14 protein-coding genes, 2 tRNA genes and 1 riboswitch are annotated in these 17,045 nt (G+C 57.2%); of the genes, 15 read left to right on the top strand and 1 reads right to left on the bottom strand.

Annotated features, from left to right (window positions below):
• Positions 1–20: 20 nt before the first annotated feature.
• The 9 genes from QN399_RS24435 to astE all read left to right on the top strand — a co-directional run bounded on the left by QN399_RS24435 (position 21) and on the right by astE (position 10,111).
• Complete coding sequence (locus QN399_RS24435; RefSeq protein WP_322180194.1) at positions 21–785, top strand: ATP-binding cassette domain-containing protein; 765 nt, start codon at positions 21–23, stop codon at positions 783–785.
• A 140-nt stretch (positions 786–925) separates the two neighbouring features.
• Positions 926–1,906, top strand: coding sequence for a transcriptional regulator ArgR (argR, locus tag QN399_RS24430; protein WP_322180192.1), 981 nt, complete (start codon positions 926–928; stop codon positions 1,904–1,906).
• Positions 1,907–2,185: 279 nt separating this feature from the next.
• Positions 2,186–3,406, top strand: coding sequence for an aspartate aminotransferase family protein (locus QN399_RS24425; protein ID WP_322180190.1), 1,221 nt, complete (start codon positions 2,186–2,188; stop codon positions 3,404–3,406).
• A 152-nt stretch (positions 3,407–3,558) separates the two neighbouring features.
• Entirely contained in the window at positions 3,559–4,575 is a 1,017-nt protein-coding gene (aruF, locus tag QN399_RS24420) for an arginine/ornithine succinyltransferase subunit alpha (protein ID WP_322180187.1), read from the top strand.
• 79 nt (positions 4,576–4,654) lie between these two features.
• Positions 4,655–5,680 carry an arginine N-succinyltransferase gene (gene astA, locus QN399_RS24415; RefSeq protein ID WP_322180184.1) on the top strand — a complete coding sequence of 342 codons (1,026 nt, stop codon included), beginning with the start codon at positions 4,655–4,657 and terminating at the stop codon, positions 5,678–5,680.
• Positions 5,677–7,146 (top strand): succinylglutamate-semialdehyde dehydrogenase, encoded by a 1,470-nt coding sequence (astD, locus tag QN399_RS24410; RefSeq protein WP_322182760.1) that lies wholly within the window; start codon positions 5,677–5,679, stop codon positions 7,144–7,146. Before astA ends, astD begins: the two co-directional genes overlap by 4 nt.
• Before the next feature lie 230 nt (positions 7,147–7,376).
• Positions 7,377–8,723, top strand: a complete 1,347-nt coding sequence (astB, locus tag QN399_RS24405) for an N-succinylarginine dihydrolase (RefSeq protein ID WP_322180182.1) — start codon at positions 7,377–7,379, stop codon at positions 8,721–8,723.
• 56 nt (positions 8,724–8,779) lie between these two features.
• Entirely contained in the window at positions 8,780–9,067 is a 288-nt protein-coding gene (locus QN399_RS24400; protein ID WP_219064507.1) for a topoisomerase II, read from the top strand.
• A gap of 33 nt (positions 9,068–9,100) precedes the next feature.
• Positions 9,101–10,111 carry a succinylglutamate desuccinylase gene (gene astE, locus QN399_RS24395; RefSeq protein WP_322180180.1) on the top strand — a complete coding sequence of 337 codons (1,011 nt, stop codon included), beginning with the start codon at positions 9,101–9,103 and terminating at the stop codon, positions 10,109–10,111.
• Between the two features lie 95 nt (positions 10,112–10,206).
• Here the strand turns inward: astE and QN399_RS24390 are convergent, their stop codons facing one another.
• Positions 10,207–10,719 (bottom strand): 6,7-dimethyl-8-ribityllumazine synthase, encoded by a 513-nt coding sequence (locus tag QN399_RS24390; protein ID WP_330201812.1) that lies wholly within the window; start codon positions 10,717–10,719, stop codon positions 10,207–10,209.
• Positions 10,720–10,849: 130 nt separating this feature from the next.
• Positions 10,850–11,019, bottom strand: a riboswitch (FMN riboswitch).
• 216 nt (positions 11,020–11,235) lie between these two features.
• On the opposite strand from QN399_RS24390, the gene ltaE reads away from it, so the two are divergent.
• The 6 genes from ltaE (at position 11,236) to QN399_RS24360 (ending at position 17,043) form a co-directional block, all read left to right on the top strand.
• On the top strand, positions 11,236–12,240 hold the full coding sequence (gene ltaE, locus QN399_RS24385) for a low-specificity L-threonine aldolase (protein ID WP_330201811.1): 1,005 nt from the start codon (positions 11,236–11,238) through the stop codon (positions 12,238–12,240).
• Positions 12,241–12,386: 146 nt separating this feature from the next.
• Positions 12,387–15,005: an alanine--tRNA ligase gene (alaS, locus tag QN399_RS24380; RefSeq protein ID WP_330201810.1), complete on the top strand. Its 2,619-nt coding sequence runs from the start codon at positions 12,387–12,389 to the stop codon at positions 15,003–15,005.
• A 96-nt stretch (positions 15,006–15,101) separates the two neighbouring features.
• A complete protein-coding gene (locus QN399_RS24375; protein ID WP_322180171.1) occupies positions 15,102–16,337 on the top strand; it encodes an aspartate kinase in 1,236 nt (411 codons plus the stop codon).
• A gap of 183 nt (positions 16,338–16,520) precedes the next feature.
• Positions 16,521–16,709: a carbon storage regulator CsrA gene (gene csrA, locus QN399_RS24370; RefSeq protein ID WP_020290522.1), complete on the top strand. Its 189-nt coding sequence runs from the start codon at positions 16,521–16,523 to the stop codon at positions 16,707–16,709.
• 62 nt (positions 16,710–16,771) lie between these two features.
• Positions 16,772–16,862 (top strand) — tRNA-Ser (locus QN399_RS24365).
• Positions 16,863–16,969: 107 nt separating this feature from the next.
• A tRNA-Arg gene (locus QN399_RS24360) sits at positions 16,970–17,043 on the top strand.
• Positions 17,044–17,045: the final 2 nt, after the last annotated feature.

The raw sequence follows: 17,045 nt of genomic DNA, 5'->3' as shown, positions 1-17,045 counted from the left end.
GTTTTGTGAGAACCGAAAGCATGAACAAACTGGAAGTCCAAGACCTGCATAAACGCTATGGCAGTCATGAAGTGCTCAAGGGTGTTTCCCTGACGGCCAAGGCTGGGGACGTGATCAGCATCATCGGCTCCAGTGGCTCGGGTAAAAGCACCTTTCTGCGCTGCATCAATCTGCTCGAACAGCCCCATGCAGGCAAAATCCTGCTGAACAACGAAGAGCTGAAGCTGGTGGCAAGCAAGGATGGCGCCCTGAAGGCCGCTGACCCCAAGCAGCTGCAGCGCATGCGTTCGCGCCTGTCGATGGTGTTCCAGCACTTCAATCTCTGGTCACACATGACGGCCCTGGAAAACATCATCGAAGCACCGATCCATGTGCTCGGCATGTCGAAAAAGGACGCGCTGGAAAAGGCTGAGCACTACCTGGCCAAGGTGGGTGTCTCGCACCGCAAGAACGCTTACCCAGGGCATATGTCCGGCGGGGAGCAGCAGCGTGTTGCGATTGCCCGTGCATTGGCGATGGAGCCGGAGGTCATGCTGTTCGATGAGCCGACTTCTGCGCTTGACCCGGAACTGGTAGGCGATGTACTCAAGGTGATGCAGGCGCTGGCACAGGAAGGCCGGACCATGGTGGTGGTTACCCATGAAATGGGCTTTGCTCGTGAAGTGTCGAACCAGTTGATCTTTTTGCACCAGGGTGTGGTGGAAGAGCAGGGCGATCCTCGTGAAGTATTGGTCAACCCGCAGTCTGAACGGCTTCAGCAATTCTTGTCCGGCAGTCTGAAATAATCTAAACGTTTTAACGATGCCTTACGCACCAAAACAGGTCATGATTCGGCCCTCTTGATTCATGACCTGGTTTCACCTTAATAAAGATCGAGCGCACTGATGCTCGACCCACAACCGCGAAACGTTTCGGACTGTACGCCATGATTGCCCATCGAATTGGTTTCCTGATTTGGCCCAGCACTAAAGCCATGACGCTGGCGCTGGCCGAGGAAGCCTTGCGTGTTGCACAGCGCGTCCATCCAGAAGTGCTTTACGAATTATTGTTCTTGCAAGCTGAGCCGCCGGTCGAAGGCGCCTGGCAATTGCCCGGCGAGCCTTGGGCCGGGCGTCTGGAAGGTTGTCAGAAGCTGTTTCTGCTGGCCGATGAGCCGCCGGCGCAAATGACGTCGGTGTTGAGCAGTGCGCTCAAACAATTGGTGCGTGCCGGGTGTGTGATCGGTGGTTTATCCGCCGGTGTTTATCCACTGGCCCAGCTCGGTCTGCTCGACGGTTATCGTGCTGCGGTGCACTGGCGTTGGCAGGATGATTTTGCCGAGCGTTTTCCGAAAGTGATCGCCACCAGTCATCTGTTCGACTGGGACCGTGATCGTCTGACCGCGTGTGGCGGTCTTTCGGTGCTTGATCTGCTGTTGGCGGTGCTGGCGCGTGATCATGGCGCCGAGCTGGCGGGCGCTGTGTCGGAAGAACTGGTGGTAGAGCGCATCCGCGAGGGTGGCGAGCGTCAGCGTATTCCGCTGCAAAACCGTTTGGGCTCCAGCCATCCGAAGCTGACTCAGGCTGTGCTGCTGATGGAAGCCAATATAGAAGAGCCGTTGACCACTGACGAGATAGCCCAACACGTGTGTGTTTCACGTCGGCAATTGGAGCGGATCTTCAAGCAGTACCTCAATCGTGTCCCAAGCCAGTATTACCTGGAGCTGCGCCTGAACAAGGCACGACAGATGCTGATGCAGACCAGTAAGTCGATCATCCAGATCGGCTTGTCCTGCGGTTTTTCATCAGGACCACATTTTTCCAGCGCCTACCGCAACTTCTTCGGCGCCACCCCGCGCGAAGACCGCAACCAGCGCCGCAGCAGTAGCCCGTTCGAGTTGTCATCGGTGCCTTCCGAGCGCGGGTGATTTGTTGCTGATGGCCCCTTCGCGAATGAATTAGCTCCCACACGTTGCGTAGATATCCTGCGGGGATTCATTCGCGAAGGCGGCATGTCAGACACACCACTAAAACGTTTAAACTGCTTTTTTCCGACGCTATATGTCGCATTGCCGAAAGCCACGGAAAAACACGGTTTGGCGTTGTAACAAGTTGTCGCTTGGCGGCAAGGCTAGACCGAAATCAGTCCTTACAATCCTCCCATCGCTTGCCAGTTTCAGGCAGGCGTTCCTCTTCAGGAGACTCCGATGTCCGTTGAGCATGCTCAGGTGCAACGCACCGATTTCGACCAGGTGATGGTCCCTAACTACGCGCCTGCGGGTTTTATCCCCGTGCGCGGTGCGGGTTCCCGAGTGTGGGATCAATCGGGCCGCGAACTGGTCGATTTTACCGGCGGGATCGCCGTGAATGTGCTTGGCCATGCCCACCCGGCGTTGGTCAGCGCCTTGACCGAGCAAGCCAATAAGCTGTGGCATGTCTCTAACGTATTCACCAACGAACCCGCTTTGCGTATGGCGAAGAAGCTGGTTGATGCCACGTTCGCTGATCGTGCGTTCTTCTGTAACTCGGGTGCCGAAGCCAACGAAGCGGCTTTCAAGCTGGCGCGCCGAGTAGCATTTGACCTGTACGGCACGGAAAAATACGAAATCATTGCCGCGATCAACAGCTTCCACGGTCGCACGTTGTTCACCGTGAACGTGGGCGGCCAGTCCAAGTATTCCGATGGCTTCGGTCCGAAAATTACGGGGATTACCCACGTTCCGTACAACGATCTGGATGCATTGAAAGCAGCCATTTCCGACAAGACCTGTGCCGTGGTACTGGAGCCGGTTCAGGGCGAAAGTGGCGTAATTCCTGCCGAATTGGCGTACCTGCAAGGCGCTCGCCAGCTGTGTGACGAACACAATGCACTGCTGGTGTTCGATGAAGTGCAGACCGGCATGGGCCGCACAGGTGAACTGTTCGCCTACATGCACTACGACGTGACCCCGGACATCCTCACCAGCGCCAAGAGCCTGGGCGGCGGTTTCCCGATTGCCGCGATGCTCACCACCGAAGCGCTGGCTAAGCACTTGACCGTCGGCACCCACGGCACCACCTATGGCGGCAACCCGCTGGCGTGTGCGGTGGCCGAAGCGGTGATCGATATCGTCAACACCCCGGAAACCCTGGCGGGCGTGAAAGCCAAGCGCGAACTGTTCAAGACCCGTCTTGAAGCCATCGGTGAGCAATACGGCGTATTCACTCAGGTGCGTGGCCTGGGTCTGCTGCTCGGTTGCGTCCTCAGCGATGCCTGGAAAGGCAAGGCCAAAGACTTCTTCAACGCCGCTGAAAAAGAAGGCGTGATGGTCCTGCAAGCCGGCCCCGATGTTGTCCGTTTCGCACCGAGTCTGGTGGTGACCGAAGCCGATATCGACGAAGGGCTGGACCGTTTCGAGCGTGCCATCGCCACCTTGACTCAGGCTTGATGAACGGTTGATACACAATGCTGTACCCCGGCGTTGGCCATAAAGGCCGGCACCGGGCTTCTTTCTCGTACTGGGTGGGCTTTTGTAGGCCACGCGGTAATTTTTTCTGCGCTGACTGATGTCGGCCTGTTTTTCTGGTAAGGAGTGACACCATGCTGGTGATGCGCCCCGCGCAAATGGCTGATCTGGGCGAAGTACAGCGTCTGGCTGCAGACAGCCCGATTGGTGTCACTTCCCTGCCGGATGATGCCGGTCGTTTGACTGACAAAATCGCGGCTTCGGAAGCATCGTTTGCTGCTGAAGTCAGCTTCAACGGCGAAGAGAGCTATTTCTTTGTCCTAGAAGACAGCGAAACCGGGCGGCTGGTCGGCTGTTCGGGGATCGTCGCTTCGGCGGGGTATTCTGAGCCTTTCTACAGTTTCCGAAATGAGACCTTCGTTCATGCGTCGCGTGAACTGAAGATCCATAACAAGATTCATGTGCTGTCGCAGTGTCACGACCTGACCGGCAACAGCCTGCTGACCAGTTTCTATGTGGTGCCTGAGTTGGTCGGTACAAACTGGTCGGAACTCAACTCTCGTGGACGACTGCTGTTTGTCGCCAGCCACCCGGAGCGTTTTGCTGATTCGGTGGTGACGGAAATCGTTGGCTACAGCGATGAACATGGCGACTCGCCATTCTGGGATGCCATCGGGCGCAACTTCTTTGACCTGAACTATGCCGAGGCCGAGCGCCTGTGCGGCCTGAAAAGCCGGACATTCCTCGCCGAACTGATGCCGCATTACCCCATCTACGTACCGCTGCTACCCGATGCCGCGCAAGAGGCCATGGGCCAGGTTCACCCGCGCGCACAGATTACTTTCGACATCCTGATGCGCGAAGGTTTCGAGACCGATCACTACATCGACATCTTCGACGGTGGCCCGACTTTGCATGCGCGAGTATCCGGCATTCGTTCGATTGCCCAGAGCCGAGTGGTGCCCGTGAAAATGGGTGAAATGGGCAAGGGTGGACGACTGTATCTGGTTGCCAATGGCCAGTTGCAGGACTACCGCGCCGTGCTCCTGGAACTCGATTGGGCGCCGGGAAAACCGGTGAACTTGAGTCTGGAAGCTGCCGAGGCCCTGGGCGTCGGCGAAGGTGCCAGCGTACGTATTGTTGCGGTTTAACAGATCCGGCCATTCAGTGTCTGGTTTGCAGGTTAGCGAGATTCGCGGGCTCCCAAGGGCGTCCGGTTGAGGAGATAGCATGATCGTTCGTCCCGTACGCAGCAGCGACTTACCGAAGCTGATCGAGCTGGCGCGCACCACAGGTCCAGGCCTGACGACGCTGCCAGCCAATGAAGAGCGCCTGGCGCATCGGGTCGGCTGGGCCGAGAAAACCTTTCGCGGCGAGGCCGAGCGTGCCGACGCGGACTATCTGTTCGTCCTCGAAGACGATGACGGTCAGGTGGTGGGGATTTCTGCCATCGCAGGTGCTGTGGGTCTGCGTGAGCCCTGGTACAACTACCGTGTCGGCCTGACGGTCAGCGCGTCTCAGGAATTGAAGATCTATCGTGAAATTCCGACGCTGTTTCTGGCCAACGACCTGACCGGAAACTCCGAGCTGTGCTCACTGTTCTTGCGCAGCGACGCCCGCACCGGCCTTAACGGTCGCTTGTTGGCCAAGGCGCGATTGCTGTTCATTGCCGAATTCCCGAAATTATTCGGCAACAAGATCATCGCTGAAATGCGTGGCATGTCCGACGCAGCGGGACATTCACCGTTCTGGGAAAGCCTGGGTCGGCACTTCTTCAAGATGGAATTTAGCCAGGCTGATTACCTGACGGGCGTGGGTAATAAGGCGTTCATCGCCGAGCTGATGCCCAAGTTCCCGCTGTACACCTGCTTCCTCTCCGAAGAGGCACGCAACATCATTGGTCGTGTACATCCCGACACCGAGCCTGCGCTGGCAATGCTGAAAAGCGAAGGCTTCAGCTATCAGGGCTATGTCGATATTTTCGACGCCGGCCCTGCTGTGGAATGCGAAACCTCGAAGATCCGTGCCGTGCACGATAGCCAGGCGTTGGTGCTGTCTGTCGGTACGCCGGGCGATGACGCCACGCCATTCCTGATTCACAACCGCAAGCGCGAAGACTGTCGCATCACCGCCGCGCCTGCACGGTTAGCTGCTGGCACATTGGTCGTCGACCCTCTGACCGCAAAGCGCCTGCAATTGAGCGCAGGCGATCAAGTTCGTGCGGTGCCTTTATCCGCTGCAAGGGAGGCTATCTGATGAGTACGCTTTATATCGCGGGTGCCTGGCAAGCCGGGCAGGGCGAGCGTTTTGAGTCGTTGAATCCCGTCACTCAGCACGTGGTGTGGACCGGGCAGGGCGCAACGGCCGCTCAAGTCGATGAGGCTGTGCGGGCTGCGCGTCAGGCATTTCCAGCCTGGGCCAAGCGCTCACTGGACGAGCGAATCGCGGTGCTGGAAGCGTTTGCCGCGAGCCTGAAAACCCATGCGGACGAACTGTCCCATTGCATCGGTGAAGAAACCGGTAAGCCGCTCTGGGAGTCGGCCACCGAAGTTACCAGCATGATCAATAAAATCGCTATTTCGGTGCAGAGCTACCGTGAGCGCACCGGCGAGAAGAGCAGCCCGTTGGGCGACGCCACCGCTGTGCTGCGCCATAAGCCTCACGGCGTGGTAGCAGTCTTTGGTCCCTACAACTTTCCGGGGCATTTGCCGAACGGGCATATCGTTCCGGCGCTGCTGGCGGGCAACGCCGTACTGTTCAAACCCAGCGAGCTGACACCCAAAGTCGCTGAGTTGACGGTCAAGTGCTGGATTGAGGCCGGGTTGCCAGCGGGTGTATTGAACCTTTTGCAAGGTGCGCGGGAAACGGGCGTTGCGTTGGCGGCCAATCCTGGGATCGACGGTTTGTTTTTCACCGGGTCCAGCCGTACCGGTAACCTGTTGCACCAACAATTCGCCGGGCGCCCGGACAAGATACTGGCCCTGGAAATGGGCGGTAATAACCCGCTGATTGTCGATCAGGTCGAAGACCTCGATGCGGCGGTCTACACCGTGATTCAGTCGGCGTTCATCTCCGCCGGACAGCGTTGTACCTGTGCCCGCCGTTTGCTGGTGCCTGAAGGCGAGTGGGGCGATGCCTTGCTTGCGCGTCTGGTAGCCGTCACCGCCACGATTGAAGTCGGCGCGTTCGATCAGCAACCAGCACCCTTCATGGGTTCGGTGATTTCTTTGGGGGCTGCGCGTGCTTTGCTCGACGCTCAGGAACATCTGCTGGCCAATGGCGCCGTGGCGTTGTTGGAAATGACCCAGCCACAGGCGCAGTCAGCCTTGCTGACGCCAGGGATTCTGGATGTCAGCGATGTCGCTGATCGCCCCGATGAGGAGCTGTTCGGGCCGCTGCTGCAAGTGATCCGCTATGCTGATTTTGATGCGGCCATTGCGCAAGCCAATGCCACCCAATACGGGTTGGCTGCGGGTTTGTTGTCGGACTCTGAAGCGCGTTATGAGCAGTTCTGGCTGGAGAGCCGTGCCGGTATCGTCAACTGGAACAAGCAATTGACCGGCGCTGCCAGCAGTGCGCCGTTCGGTGGCGTGGGGGCTTCGGGTAACCATCGCGCCAGTGCGTATTACGCGGCCGACTATTGCGCGTACCCGGTGGCTTCGCTGGAAGCGCCTCGTATCAGTTTGCCGGCAGCGTTGACACCGGGGATACGTCTCTCATAACCGTAGGAGCTGACTCGTAACTACGCGTCCCGCTGCGATCTAGTGCGGAACGCTAGCAAAAATAGTGAATGCACTATCGCTGGAAGGTCGTTCCGACCTTATCGCAGACAAGTCAGCTCCTGCAGTTGATCGAGCTTGCTGCGCGACAGCGCGGCGTCGGAGATGGAGCAAATCTCCTACAGAAATCCCGGAACTTACGCCAATAACAACAGATCCATGGAGCCTCGCCGATGAAATCATATGAAGTCAACTTTGACGGTTTAGTGGGTCCGACCCATAACTATGGCGGTTTGTCCTACGGCAACGTCGCGTCCCAGAGCAACAGTCAGCAGTTTTCCAATCCAAGGGAAGCGGCGTTGCAAGGTCTGGCGAAGATGAAGGCCCTGATGGAAATGGGCTTCACCCAAGGCGTGCTGGCCCCGCAGGAGCGCCCGGATGTGGCTGCACTGCGCTCTTTGGGTTTCAGTGGCAGCGACGCGCAAGTGATCCAGCAAGCCGCCAAAGACGCCATGCCGTTGTTGGTCGCCAGTTGCTCGGCATCAAGTATGTGGGTGGCTAACGCTGCCACGGTCAGCCCGAGCGCCGACACGGCTGATGGTCGGGTGCATTTCACTGCGGCCAACCTCAATTGCAAGTACCACCGCAGCATCGAACACCCGACTACCACCCGCGTATTAAAGGCGATGTTCGCTGATCAGCAGCACTTTGCCCACCACGCGGCGTTACCTGCTGTGGCGCAATTTGGCGATGAAGGCGCCGCCAACCACACTCGTTTTTGCCACGACTATGGCCAAGCGGGCGTTGAGTTTTTTGTGTTTGGGCGCAGTGCATTCGACACCCGTTACCCGGCGCCGCAGAAGTACCCGGCGCGGCAAACCCTGGAAGCTTCGCAGGCTGTTGCGCGCTTGCACGGTCTGAGCGAAGACGGTGTGGTCTTCGCCCAGCAAAACCCGGCGGTTATCGATCAAGGGGTATTCCACAACGACGTGATCGCAGTGGGCAACGGTGAGCTGCTGTTCTATCACGAAGATGCATTCCTCAATACCGAACACATGTTGGCTGAACTTCACGACAAGCTGGGGCGACGCGGCGGGCGCTTCCGTGCGATCTGCGTACCACGTGCTGAAGTCGCGGTCGAAGACGCGGTGCGTTCCTATCTGTTCAACAGCCAGTTGTTGTCCCGTGCCGATGGCTCAATGCTGCTCATCGTCCCGGAAGAGTGCCGAGGCAACGAGCGCGTCTGGCAGTATTTGCAGCGATTGATCGCTGACGATGGCCCGATCACTGAAGTGAAAGTCTTCGATCTCAAGCAAAGCATGCAGAATGGCGGTGGTCCGGCGTGCCTGCGGCTGCGGGTCGCACTCAACGAAACCGAGCTGGCGGCAGTCAATCCAGGGGTTATCATGACGGCGCCCTTGTACGACACGCTGACCCAGTGGGTCGAGAAGCACTACCGCGATCGAATGAGCGAAACCGACCTGACCGATCCCGGATTGTTGCTTGAATGCCGTGCGGCACTGGATGAACTGACGAAAATCCTTAAACTGGGCTCGGTTTATCCCTCCCAAATCAATTGAAAGTACGCGCCCTTGAAGAGGGGCGCGCGATTTCCCTCTCTAAAGAGCACCCGATTATGAGCGACACCCTGCAGTTGATCCTTGAAGACACCGACGGCACCCAGCTGGAGACCTCTTGCACCCGTGTTGCGGTCATGTGGCAAGGCAAAGAGCTGTGGATTCAGCACGATGGCCGTGGTCAGTTGCTGATTGGCGTCGATGTTGAAGAGGGTGACGCCGAATACGCTAACCTGCTGTTACGTCCTTTGGCGACCAACCTGGTCAGCCTGCAACTGGAAATGGAACCGGCAGACGTCGGTGATGAAGAGCACGTTCACGGTCCTGACTGCGCCCACGATCACTGAAATACCACGCCCGCTCAATAAGGAGCACGACGTATGCTCGCTCTCGGCAAGCTGCTTGAACTGACCCTGGCTGGTCATGAACCAGCGGAAAAGACTCAACTGACTGTCGAAGGCGTGCGTATGCGCTGGATGAGCGAAGGGGCGCTTGAAGTCCGTCCGCCTGCAGCCCGGGACAATGGCATGGACTTGCTGTTGTCCGCCGGGATTCACGGCAACGAAACCGCGCCTATCGAGCTGTTGGACCAATTGATTCGTGACATCGCACGCGGCGATCTGAAACCGCGGGCACGTATTTTGTTCCTGTTCGGCAACCCCGTGGCCATGCGTCGCGGGGAGCGTTATATCGAGCAGGATGTGAACCGGTTGTTCAACGGACGCCATGAACAGACCAGCGGCTTCGAGGCTTTACGGGCCTGCGAGCTGGAGCGTCTGGCGGCCAGTTTCTTCAGTCTGCCGGATCGTTATCGGTTGCATTACGACCTGCACACAGCCATTCGTGGTTCGAAGATCGAGCAATTCGCGCTGTATCCGTGGAAGGAAGGTCGTCAGCGCTCGCGCCTTGAACTGGCGCGCTTGCAGGCGGCGGGGATGGAGGCAGTGTTGCTGCAAAACAAGGCATCTATCGTCTTCAGTTCTTACACCTACGACAAGTTAGGTGCTGAGTCCTTTACCCTGGAATTGGGTAAGGCGCGGCCGTTCGGGGAAAACCAACAGGTCAATCTACAGTTACTCGAAAAGCGTCTCAAACACATGATCGAAGGCACGGAACCAGCGTTTGACGATCAGCCACTCAACGGTTTGCAGCTATTCAGCGTGGCCCGTGAAATCATCAAGCACAGCGATGCGTTCAAGCTGAACTTGCCTGCAGACATTGAGAACTTTTCGGAACTGGACCAAGGCTTTCTGTTGGCCAATGACCTGGCCGATACCCGCTGGGTCGTTGAAGAGCAGGGCGCACGTATTATCTTCCCTAACCCAAAGGTCAAAAACGGCTTGCGCGCCGGCATTCTGATTGTGCCCAGTAACGGCGAAGAGTTGGCTTGAAGCCAAAGGATCTGTAACTGACTTGTTTGCGACCCCGGCTTTTTGCAGACAAGTCAGCTACCTAGACCCAGTTTGTTGCGCGACAGCGCTGCTGATTAAACCGCGACGCGCTGTTGCGGCTCGGTGCGACGCAAGCTGCGCAACTTGTTCACGGTGTCAGCACAGGTTTTTGCAGCTTCTGCGCCTTTCAGCACGAAATGCTCGAAGAAGAACTTTTGGTGTTCGTCACCGGCATGAAAGTTATGCGGCGTGAGGACCACGGAAAATACCGGGATTTCCGTTTCCAGCTGCACTTGCATCAACGCACTGACAACCGATTGAGCGACGAACTCATGGCGATAAAGACCGCCGTCGACCACCAGGCCGGCCGCGACAATGCCTGAGTAACGTCCGGTTTTGGCCAGCAGCTTGGCGTGCAGAGGGATTTCAAACGCGCCGCCGACTTCGAAGAAATCGATATCGCTTTCGGCGTAGCCATGGTTTGCCATTTCAGCGACAAAACCATTACGGCTCTGATCGACAATATCCTTGTGCCAGCAGGCCTGGATAAAAGCGATGCGCTCGTTAGGGTGGCTTTTGCTTTTGCTATCGATTGAGCTGAGTTGCATCTGTTCTGACTCCTGTTTATAAAAAAAACAGGGCGCTTTGGATCGAATGGGATTCAAGGGTACGTCGAGATCATGGCCAGAATGCAAAAGTGTTCATGGCGATGCGCACGATACGGCCCTTTGGTGCCAATCCCGTTCTCTCTTCATCCGGACTATGACCGTCGGCCCCGGAATCACACCGGGTCTGCTGACCTTGTCAGGGCGGGGGCCGAAGCATCCTGCACGACAAGCGCTCGCGGGCTAAACGCATTTCGCGTTATTACCGCCGGTGGGGAATCGCACCCCGCCCTGAGAACGTTGCCGACAGCATTGTCTGTCGGCGCGCATTTTTTATCATAGTTTTCTCGAGTATGCATGGACACTTTAGTCAGGGTGTCCTGACTTTTTCTTATATCGAAGTGGCCGGTTCGTGAGGTACGACCTTGAATAAAGTGCTCAGTGGCCTCAGTAATGAGTGATTGCAGGACTGTTCTTGCGTTCACTGTCCAGGTTTTGAACATCTCATGGAGCTCTATCGTGACGGTTATTGATCTGCGCAGTGACACCGTGACCCAGCCCACGGCTGGAATGCTCGACGCCATGTCGCGTGCGCCTTTGGGCGATGACGTGTATGGCGAGGATCCGACCGTGAACCGTCTCGAGGCGCATCTGGCCGACCGGCTCGGGTTTGCGGCGGGTCTGTTTGTACCCAGCGGCACCATGAGCAATTTGCTCGGTTTGATGGCTCATTGTGGGCGCGGCGATGAATACATCGTCGGCCAACAGGCGCATACCTACAAATATGAAGGCGGCGGGGCTGCGGTATTGGGCTCGATTCAGCCGCAACCGCTTGACGTCCAGGCGGATGGTTCGCTGGATTTGAATCAGGTGTTGGCTGCGATCAAGCCTGATGATTTCCATTTCGCCCGTACCCGACTTCTGGCACTGGAAGACACCATGCAGGGCAAGGTTTTACCTCTGTGGTACCTGGCTGCCGCTCGAGCCTTGTGTGATGAGCAGGGTCTGGCCTTGCACCTGGACGGCGCGCGCGTGTACAACGCGGCGGTGAAGCTGGGGGTTGATGCCAAAGAAATCACCCAGTACTTTGATTCTGTCTCGGTGTGCCTGTCCAAAGGCTTGGGTGCCCCGGTCGGCTCAGTGTTGTGCGGCACGACCGAACTGATTGGCAAGGCCCGTCGTTTGCGCAAGATGGTCGGGGGCGGCATGCGTCAGGCCGGGATTCTCGCTGCTGCCGGGCTGTATGCGTTGGAGCACCACGTCGAGCGATTGGCCGATGACCATGCCAATGCCCAATTTCTGGCCGAAGGCTTGCGTAGGCTGGGTTATCAGGTCGAACCGGTACAGACCAACATGGTGTACGTGCAGGTCGATGATCGGGCTGAAGCGCTCAAGGGTTTTTGCGCTGAACGGGGCATCAAGCTCAGTGCCGCAGCGCGCTTGCGGATGGTCACGCACCTGGATGTATCGCGTATTCAGATCGAACAGGTCGTGGCAGCATTTGCCGAGTTCGCTAAAGGGTGATGTTGCCGACGATCCAATTGCTTGTTTCTATCGTACAAACACGCTGTACCGACGGCGCAACGCCTATATAATGCGGCCCTTTGCAAGTCGCACCCTCTTTTAACACTTTGCACTTGCCTCTGGCCGCCGTCTCCGTGGAAGAATCTATGAAAAGCGCAGAAATCCGTGAAGCCTTCCTTCGCTTCTTCGAAGAGCAAGGTCACACCCGTGTAGCCTCCAGCTCTTTGATTCCGGGCAATGACCCCACCCTGCTGTTTACCAACGCGGGGATGAACCAGTTCAAGGATTGCTTCCTGGGTCAGGAAAAGCGCGCCTACACTCGTGCGGTCAGTAGCCAGAAATGCGTGCGTGCCGGTGGTAAGCACAACGACCTGGAAAACGTCGGCTATACCGCTCGTCACCACACGTTCTTCGAAATGCTGGGTAACTTCAGCTTTGGTGATTATTTCAAGCGCGATGCCATCACCTACGCCTGGACCTTCCTGACCGGTGTGTTGAACCTGCCCAAGGAAAAGCTTTGGGTCACGGTCTACGCCAGCGATGACGAAGCTTACGATATCTGGACCAAGGAAATCGGGGTACCGGTCGAGCACATGGTGCGTATCGGCGACAACAAAGGCGCGCCGTACGCCTCCGATAACTTCTGGACCATGGGCGATACCGGCCCTTGCGGTCCGTGCACCGAGATTTTCTACGATCACGGCGCCGACATATGGGGTGGCCCACCGGGCTCGCCGGAAGAAGACGGTGACCGTTATATCGAGATCTGGAACAACGTGTTCATGCAGTTCAACCGCACTGCCGATGGCGTGCTGCATCCGTTGCCAGCGCCGTCGGTGGACACCGGCATGGGCCTGGAGCGGATCAGTGCCGTGCTGCAGCACGTGCATTCGAACTACGAGATCGACCTGTTCCAGAACCTGCTGGTCGCTTCAGCCAAGGCCATCGGTTGCAGCAACGACATGCAGCCTTCGCTCAAAGTCGTGGCAGACCACATCCGTTCTTGCGGCTTCCTGATCGCCGACGGTGTGCTGCCGTCCAACGAGGGCCGCGGCTATGTGCTGCGCCGGATCATTCGTCGCGCCTGCCGCCATGGCAACAAGCTGGGCGCCACAGGCAGCTTCTTCTATCAGATCGTTGGCGCGCTGGTCGCGGAAATGGGCAGCGCTTTCCCGGAATTGACCGAGCAGCAAGCGCACATCGAGCGCGTGCTCAAGGCTGAAGAAGAGCAATTCGCCAAGACCCTGGAGCAGGGTTTGAAGATCCTCGAGCAGGATCTGGCTGAACTCAAAGGCAGCGTGGTGCCGGGTGATGTGGTGTTCAAGCTGTATGACACCTACGGTTTCCCGATGGACCTGACCGGCGACATCGCCCGCGAACGTAACCTGACCCTTGATGAGGAAGGTTTTGAGCGCGAAATGGACGCCCAGCGCGTGCGCGCTCGTTCGGCCAGTTCGTTTGGTATGGACTACAACAGCCTGGTCAAGGTTGATGAGCCCACGCGCTTCATCGGTTATACCGCTACTCGCGCTGTCGCCAAGGTGATTGCGCTGTATAAAGACGGCCAGGCGGTCGAGCAATTGAGCGAAGGCGAAGAGGGTGTTGTGATCCTCGATCAGACGCCGTTCTATGCCGAATCCGGTGGTCAGATTGGCGACTGCGGTTATCTGTCGGCGGGTGCCGTGCGTTTCGACGTACGTGACACCACCAAAACCGGCGGCGCTTTCCTGCACCACGGCGTCCAGACTGCAGGCAGTCTTAAAGTGGGTGTCGAACTCAATGCAGAGGTCGATGCCGAGGTTCGCCACGCCACATCCCTGAACCACTCGGCGACGCACTTGCTGCACGCCGCGTTGCGTCAGGTACTCGGTGAGCATGTACAGCAGAAAGGGTCGCTGGTCGACAGTCAGCGCCTGCGTTTTGACTTCAGCCACTTTGAAGCGATCAAACCGGAGCAGTTGAAAGCTCTGGAAGACATCGTAAACCGCGAAGTGCGCAAGAACTCCCCGGTCGAAACCGAAGAAACCGATATCGAGACTGCCAAGAAGAAAGGTGCCATGGCGCTGTTTGGCGAGAAGTACGGCGACAACGTGCGCGTACTGAGCATGGGTGGCGATTTCTCGGTCGAGCTGTGTGGTGGTATTCACGCCAATCGCACTGGCGACATCGCGCTGATGAAAATCATCAGTGAAGGTGGCGTTGCAGCAGGCGTTCGACGTATCGAAGCGGTCACTGGCGCTGCGGCGCTGGCCTACCTCAACGCGGCGGAAGACACACTCAAGGAAGCCGCGACGCTGATCAAGGGCAGTCGCGACAACGTGCTGGACAAGCTCTCGGCTGTACTGGAGCGTAACCGCCAGTTGGAAAAACAACTCGAACAATTGCAGGCCAAGGCGGCCAGTGCTGCGGGCGATGATCTGTCGTCCTCTGCGTTGGATGTCAAAGGGGTAAAAGTCCTCGCCGTGCGCCTTGACGGTCAGGATGGTAAAGCCCTGTTGGCGCTGGTTGATCAGTTGAAGAACAAGCTCGGCCGCGCAGTGATCCTGCTCGGCAGTGTCCATGAAGATAAGGTCGTACTGGTTGCAGGCGTAACCAAGGACCTGACTGGCCAACTCAAAGCCGGTGATTTGATGAAGCAAGCGGCCGCTGCCGTAGGCGGTAAAGGCGGTGGTCGTCCTGATATGGCTCAGGGTGGTGGTGTTGATGCCGGTGCACTGGATGCAGCGCTGGCGTTGACCGTACCCTTTGTCGAGCAGGGTGTTTAAATCGTCCACCAGGCCTGCCGCCTGACGGCAGGCTTTGGCGCTTTGATGGGTTTGAATGTTTAATGGGCGCCCTTCACGGGCTGAGGCTGCTTTGAGATGGCTTTGATCGTACAGAAATTTGGAGGCACCTCCGTTGGCTCTGTCGAGCGAATCGAGCAGGTGGCCGACAAGGTTAAAAAGTTCCACGATGCAGGCGTCGAGCTGGTGGTTGTGTTGTCGGCCATGAGTGGCGAGACCAATCGCCTGATCGGATTGGCCAAGCAGATCAGCGATCAACCGGTTCCGCGTGAGCTGGATGTGATTGTGTCCACGGGCGAGCAAGTGACCATTGCCCTGTTGGCCATGGCCTTGATCAAGCGTGGCGTGCCAGCGGTGTCCTACACCGGCAATCAGGTACGTATCCTGACCGACAGCGCACACAACAAGGCGCGTATCCTTCAAATCGACGATCAGAAGATTCGTGCCGATCTGAAGGCGGGCAGGGTAGTCGTTGTCGCCGGTTTCCAGGGTGTCGATGAGCACGGCAATATCACCACCCTCGGTCGCGGTGGTTCGGACACGACCGGCGTGGCCCTGGCGGCTGCGTTGAAAGCTGACGAATGCCAGATTTATACCGACGTCGATGGCGTTTACACCACCGACCCGCGTGTGGTGTCGCAGGCTCAGCGTCTGGACAAGATCACTTTTGAAGAGATGCTGGAAATGGCCAGCCTCGGTTCAAAGGTGCTGCAGATCCGTGCGGTCGAGTTTGCTGGCAAGTACAACGTTCCACTGCGCGTTCTGCACAGTTTTCAGGAGGGTCCGGGCACCCTCATTACCATTGATGAAGAGGAATCCATGGAACAGCCGATCATTTCCGGTATCGCCTTCAACCGTGATGAAGCCAAGCTGACCATCCGTGGCGTGCCGGATAACCCAGGGGTGGCCTTCAAGATTCTGGGCCCTATCAGTGGCGCGAACATTGAAGTGGACATGATCGTGCAGAATGTCGCGCACGATAACACCACCGACTTCACGTTCACCGTGCATCGCAACGACTATCAGGCAGCCTTGCTGGTGCTGGAAAACACGGCGCGTGAAATTGGCGCTCGTGAGGTTGTCGGTGATACCAAGATTGCCAAGGTGTCGATCGTGGGTGTGGGCATGCGTTCGCACGCGGGTGTCGCCAGCCGTATGTTCGAATCGCTGGCCAAGGAAAGCATTAATATCCAGATGATTTCGACGTCTGAAATCAAGGTGTCTGTGGTTATCGAAGAGAAATACCTGGAGCTGGCAGTGCGTGCGTTGCACACCGCTTTTGAATTGGACGCTCCGGCCCGACAGGGCGAGTGATGCGTTGCCCGAAAGGCGCGGTTTATCCGCGCCTTTCGTTTTTTTGATCTGCGTAGGAAGGCTGTTCTTTTCTTTGCGCTAGTCAATACTCAGGTGTAGGTCTATTGCTCATTTTGTTGTAGGCCAATGCTGTTTTAGCTTTGCAGACTGTTGTCCCTGAAAGTAGTGCGTGAGGAGAAAAGTATGTTGATTCTGACTCGTCGGTGCGCAGAAAGCCTGATCATTGGTGATGGTGAAATCACAGTGACCGTGCTCGGCGTTAAAGGTAATCAAGTACGAATCGGTGTCAATGCCCCCAAAGAGGTGGCTGTTCACCGTGAGGAAATTTACCTGCGCATCAAGAAAGAGAAGGACCAGGAACCAAGCCATTAATTTTTATTGAATTTTTGGCTTTGCAAACGGGGAAAAGGCGGTTATTATACGCCCCGTGTTGCGGAGAGGTGGCCGAGTGGCCGAAGGCGCTCCCCTGCTAAGGGAGTACACCTCAAAAGGGTGTCGGGGGTTCGAATCCCCCCCTCTCCGCCATTATTTATGTAGGGCGTTGTAATCTGGCTTGAGCGGTAAGTGTTTGAATTTACTCGTAAAAGTGCTTGACAAAATGATTAAACGATCTATAATGCGCGGCAACAAATGCACTCGTAGCTCAGCTGGATAGAGTACTCGGCTACGAACCGAGCGGTCACAGGTTCGAATCCTGTCGAGTGCACC

The organism is Pseudomonas sp. 10C3 (genome assembly GCF_036346185.1).
Lineage (GTDB): Bacteria > Pseudomonadota > Gammaproteobacteria > Pseudomonadales > Pseudomonadaceae > Aquipseudomonas.
The sequence above is the reverse complement of the archived record's forward strand: the minus strand, read 5'-3'. Positions and strand labels throughout refer to the sequence as shown.

Excerpts from the sequence above, each read along its gene's own strand:
- QN399_RS24435 (WP_322180194.1), top strand. The coding sequence starts at position 21 with ATGAACAAACTGGAAGTCCAAGACCTGCATAAACGCTATGGCAGTCAT.
- argR (WP_322180192.1), top strand. The coding sequence starts at position 926 with ATGATTGCCCATCGAATTGGTTTCCTGATTTGGCCCAGCACTAAAGCC.
- QN399_RS24425 (WP_322180190.1), top strand. The coding sequence starts at position 2,186 with ATGTCCGTTGAGCATGCTCAGGTGCAACGCACCGATTTCGACCAGGTG.
- aruF (WP_322180187.1), top strand. The coding sequence starts at position 3,559 with ATGCTGGTGATGCGCCCCGCGCAAATGGCTGATCTGGGCGAAGTACAG.
- astA (WP_322180184.1), top strand. The coding sequence starts at position 4,655 with ATGATCGTTCGTCCCGTACGCAGCAGCGACTTACCGAAGCTGATCGAG.
- astB (WP_322180182.1), top strand. The coding sequence starts at position 7,377 with ATGAAATCATATGAAGTCAACTTTGACGGTTTAGTGGGTCCGACCCAT.
- QN399_RS24400 (WP_219064507.1), top strand. The coding sequence starts at position 8,780 with ATGAGCGACACCCTGCAGTTGATCCTTGAAGACACCGACGGCACCCAG.
- astE (WP_322180180.1), top strand. The coding sequence starts at position 9,101 with ATGCTCGCTCTCGGCAAGCTGCTTGAACTGACCCTGGCTGGTCATGAA.
- QN399_RS24390 (WP_330201812.1), bottom strand. The coding sequence starts at position 10,719 with ATGCAACTCAGCTCAATCGATAGCAAAAGCAAAAGCCACCCTAACGAG.
- alaS (WP_330201810.1), top strand. The coding sequence starts at position 12,387 with ATGAAAAGCGCAGAAATCCGTGAAGCCTTCCTTCGCTTCTTCGAAGAG.
- QN399_RS24375 (WP_322180171.1), top strand. The coding sequence starts at position 15,102 with ATGGCTTTGATCGTACAGAAATTTGGAGGCACCTCCGTTGGCTCTGTC.
- csrA (WP_020290522.1), top strand. The coding sequence starts at position 16,521 with ATGTTGATTCTGACTCGTCGGTGCGCAGAAAGCCTGATCATTGGTGAT.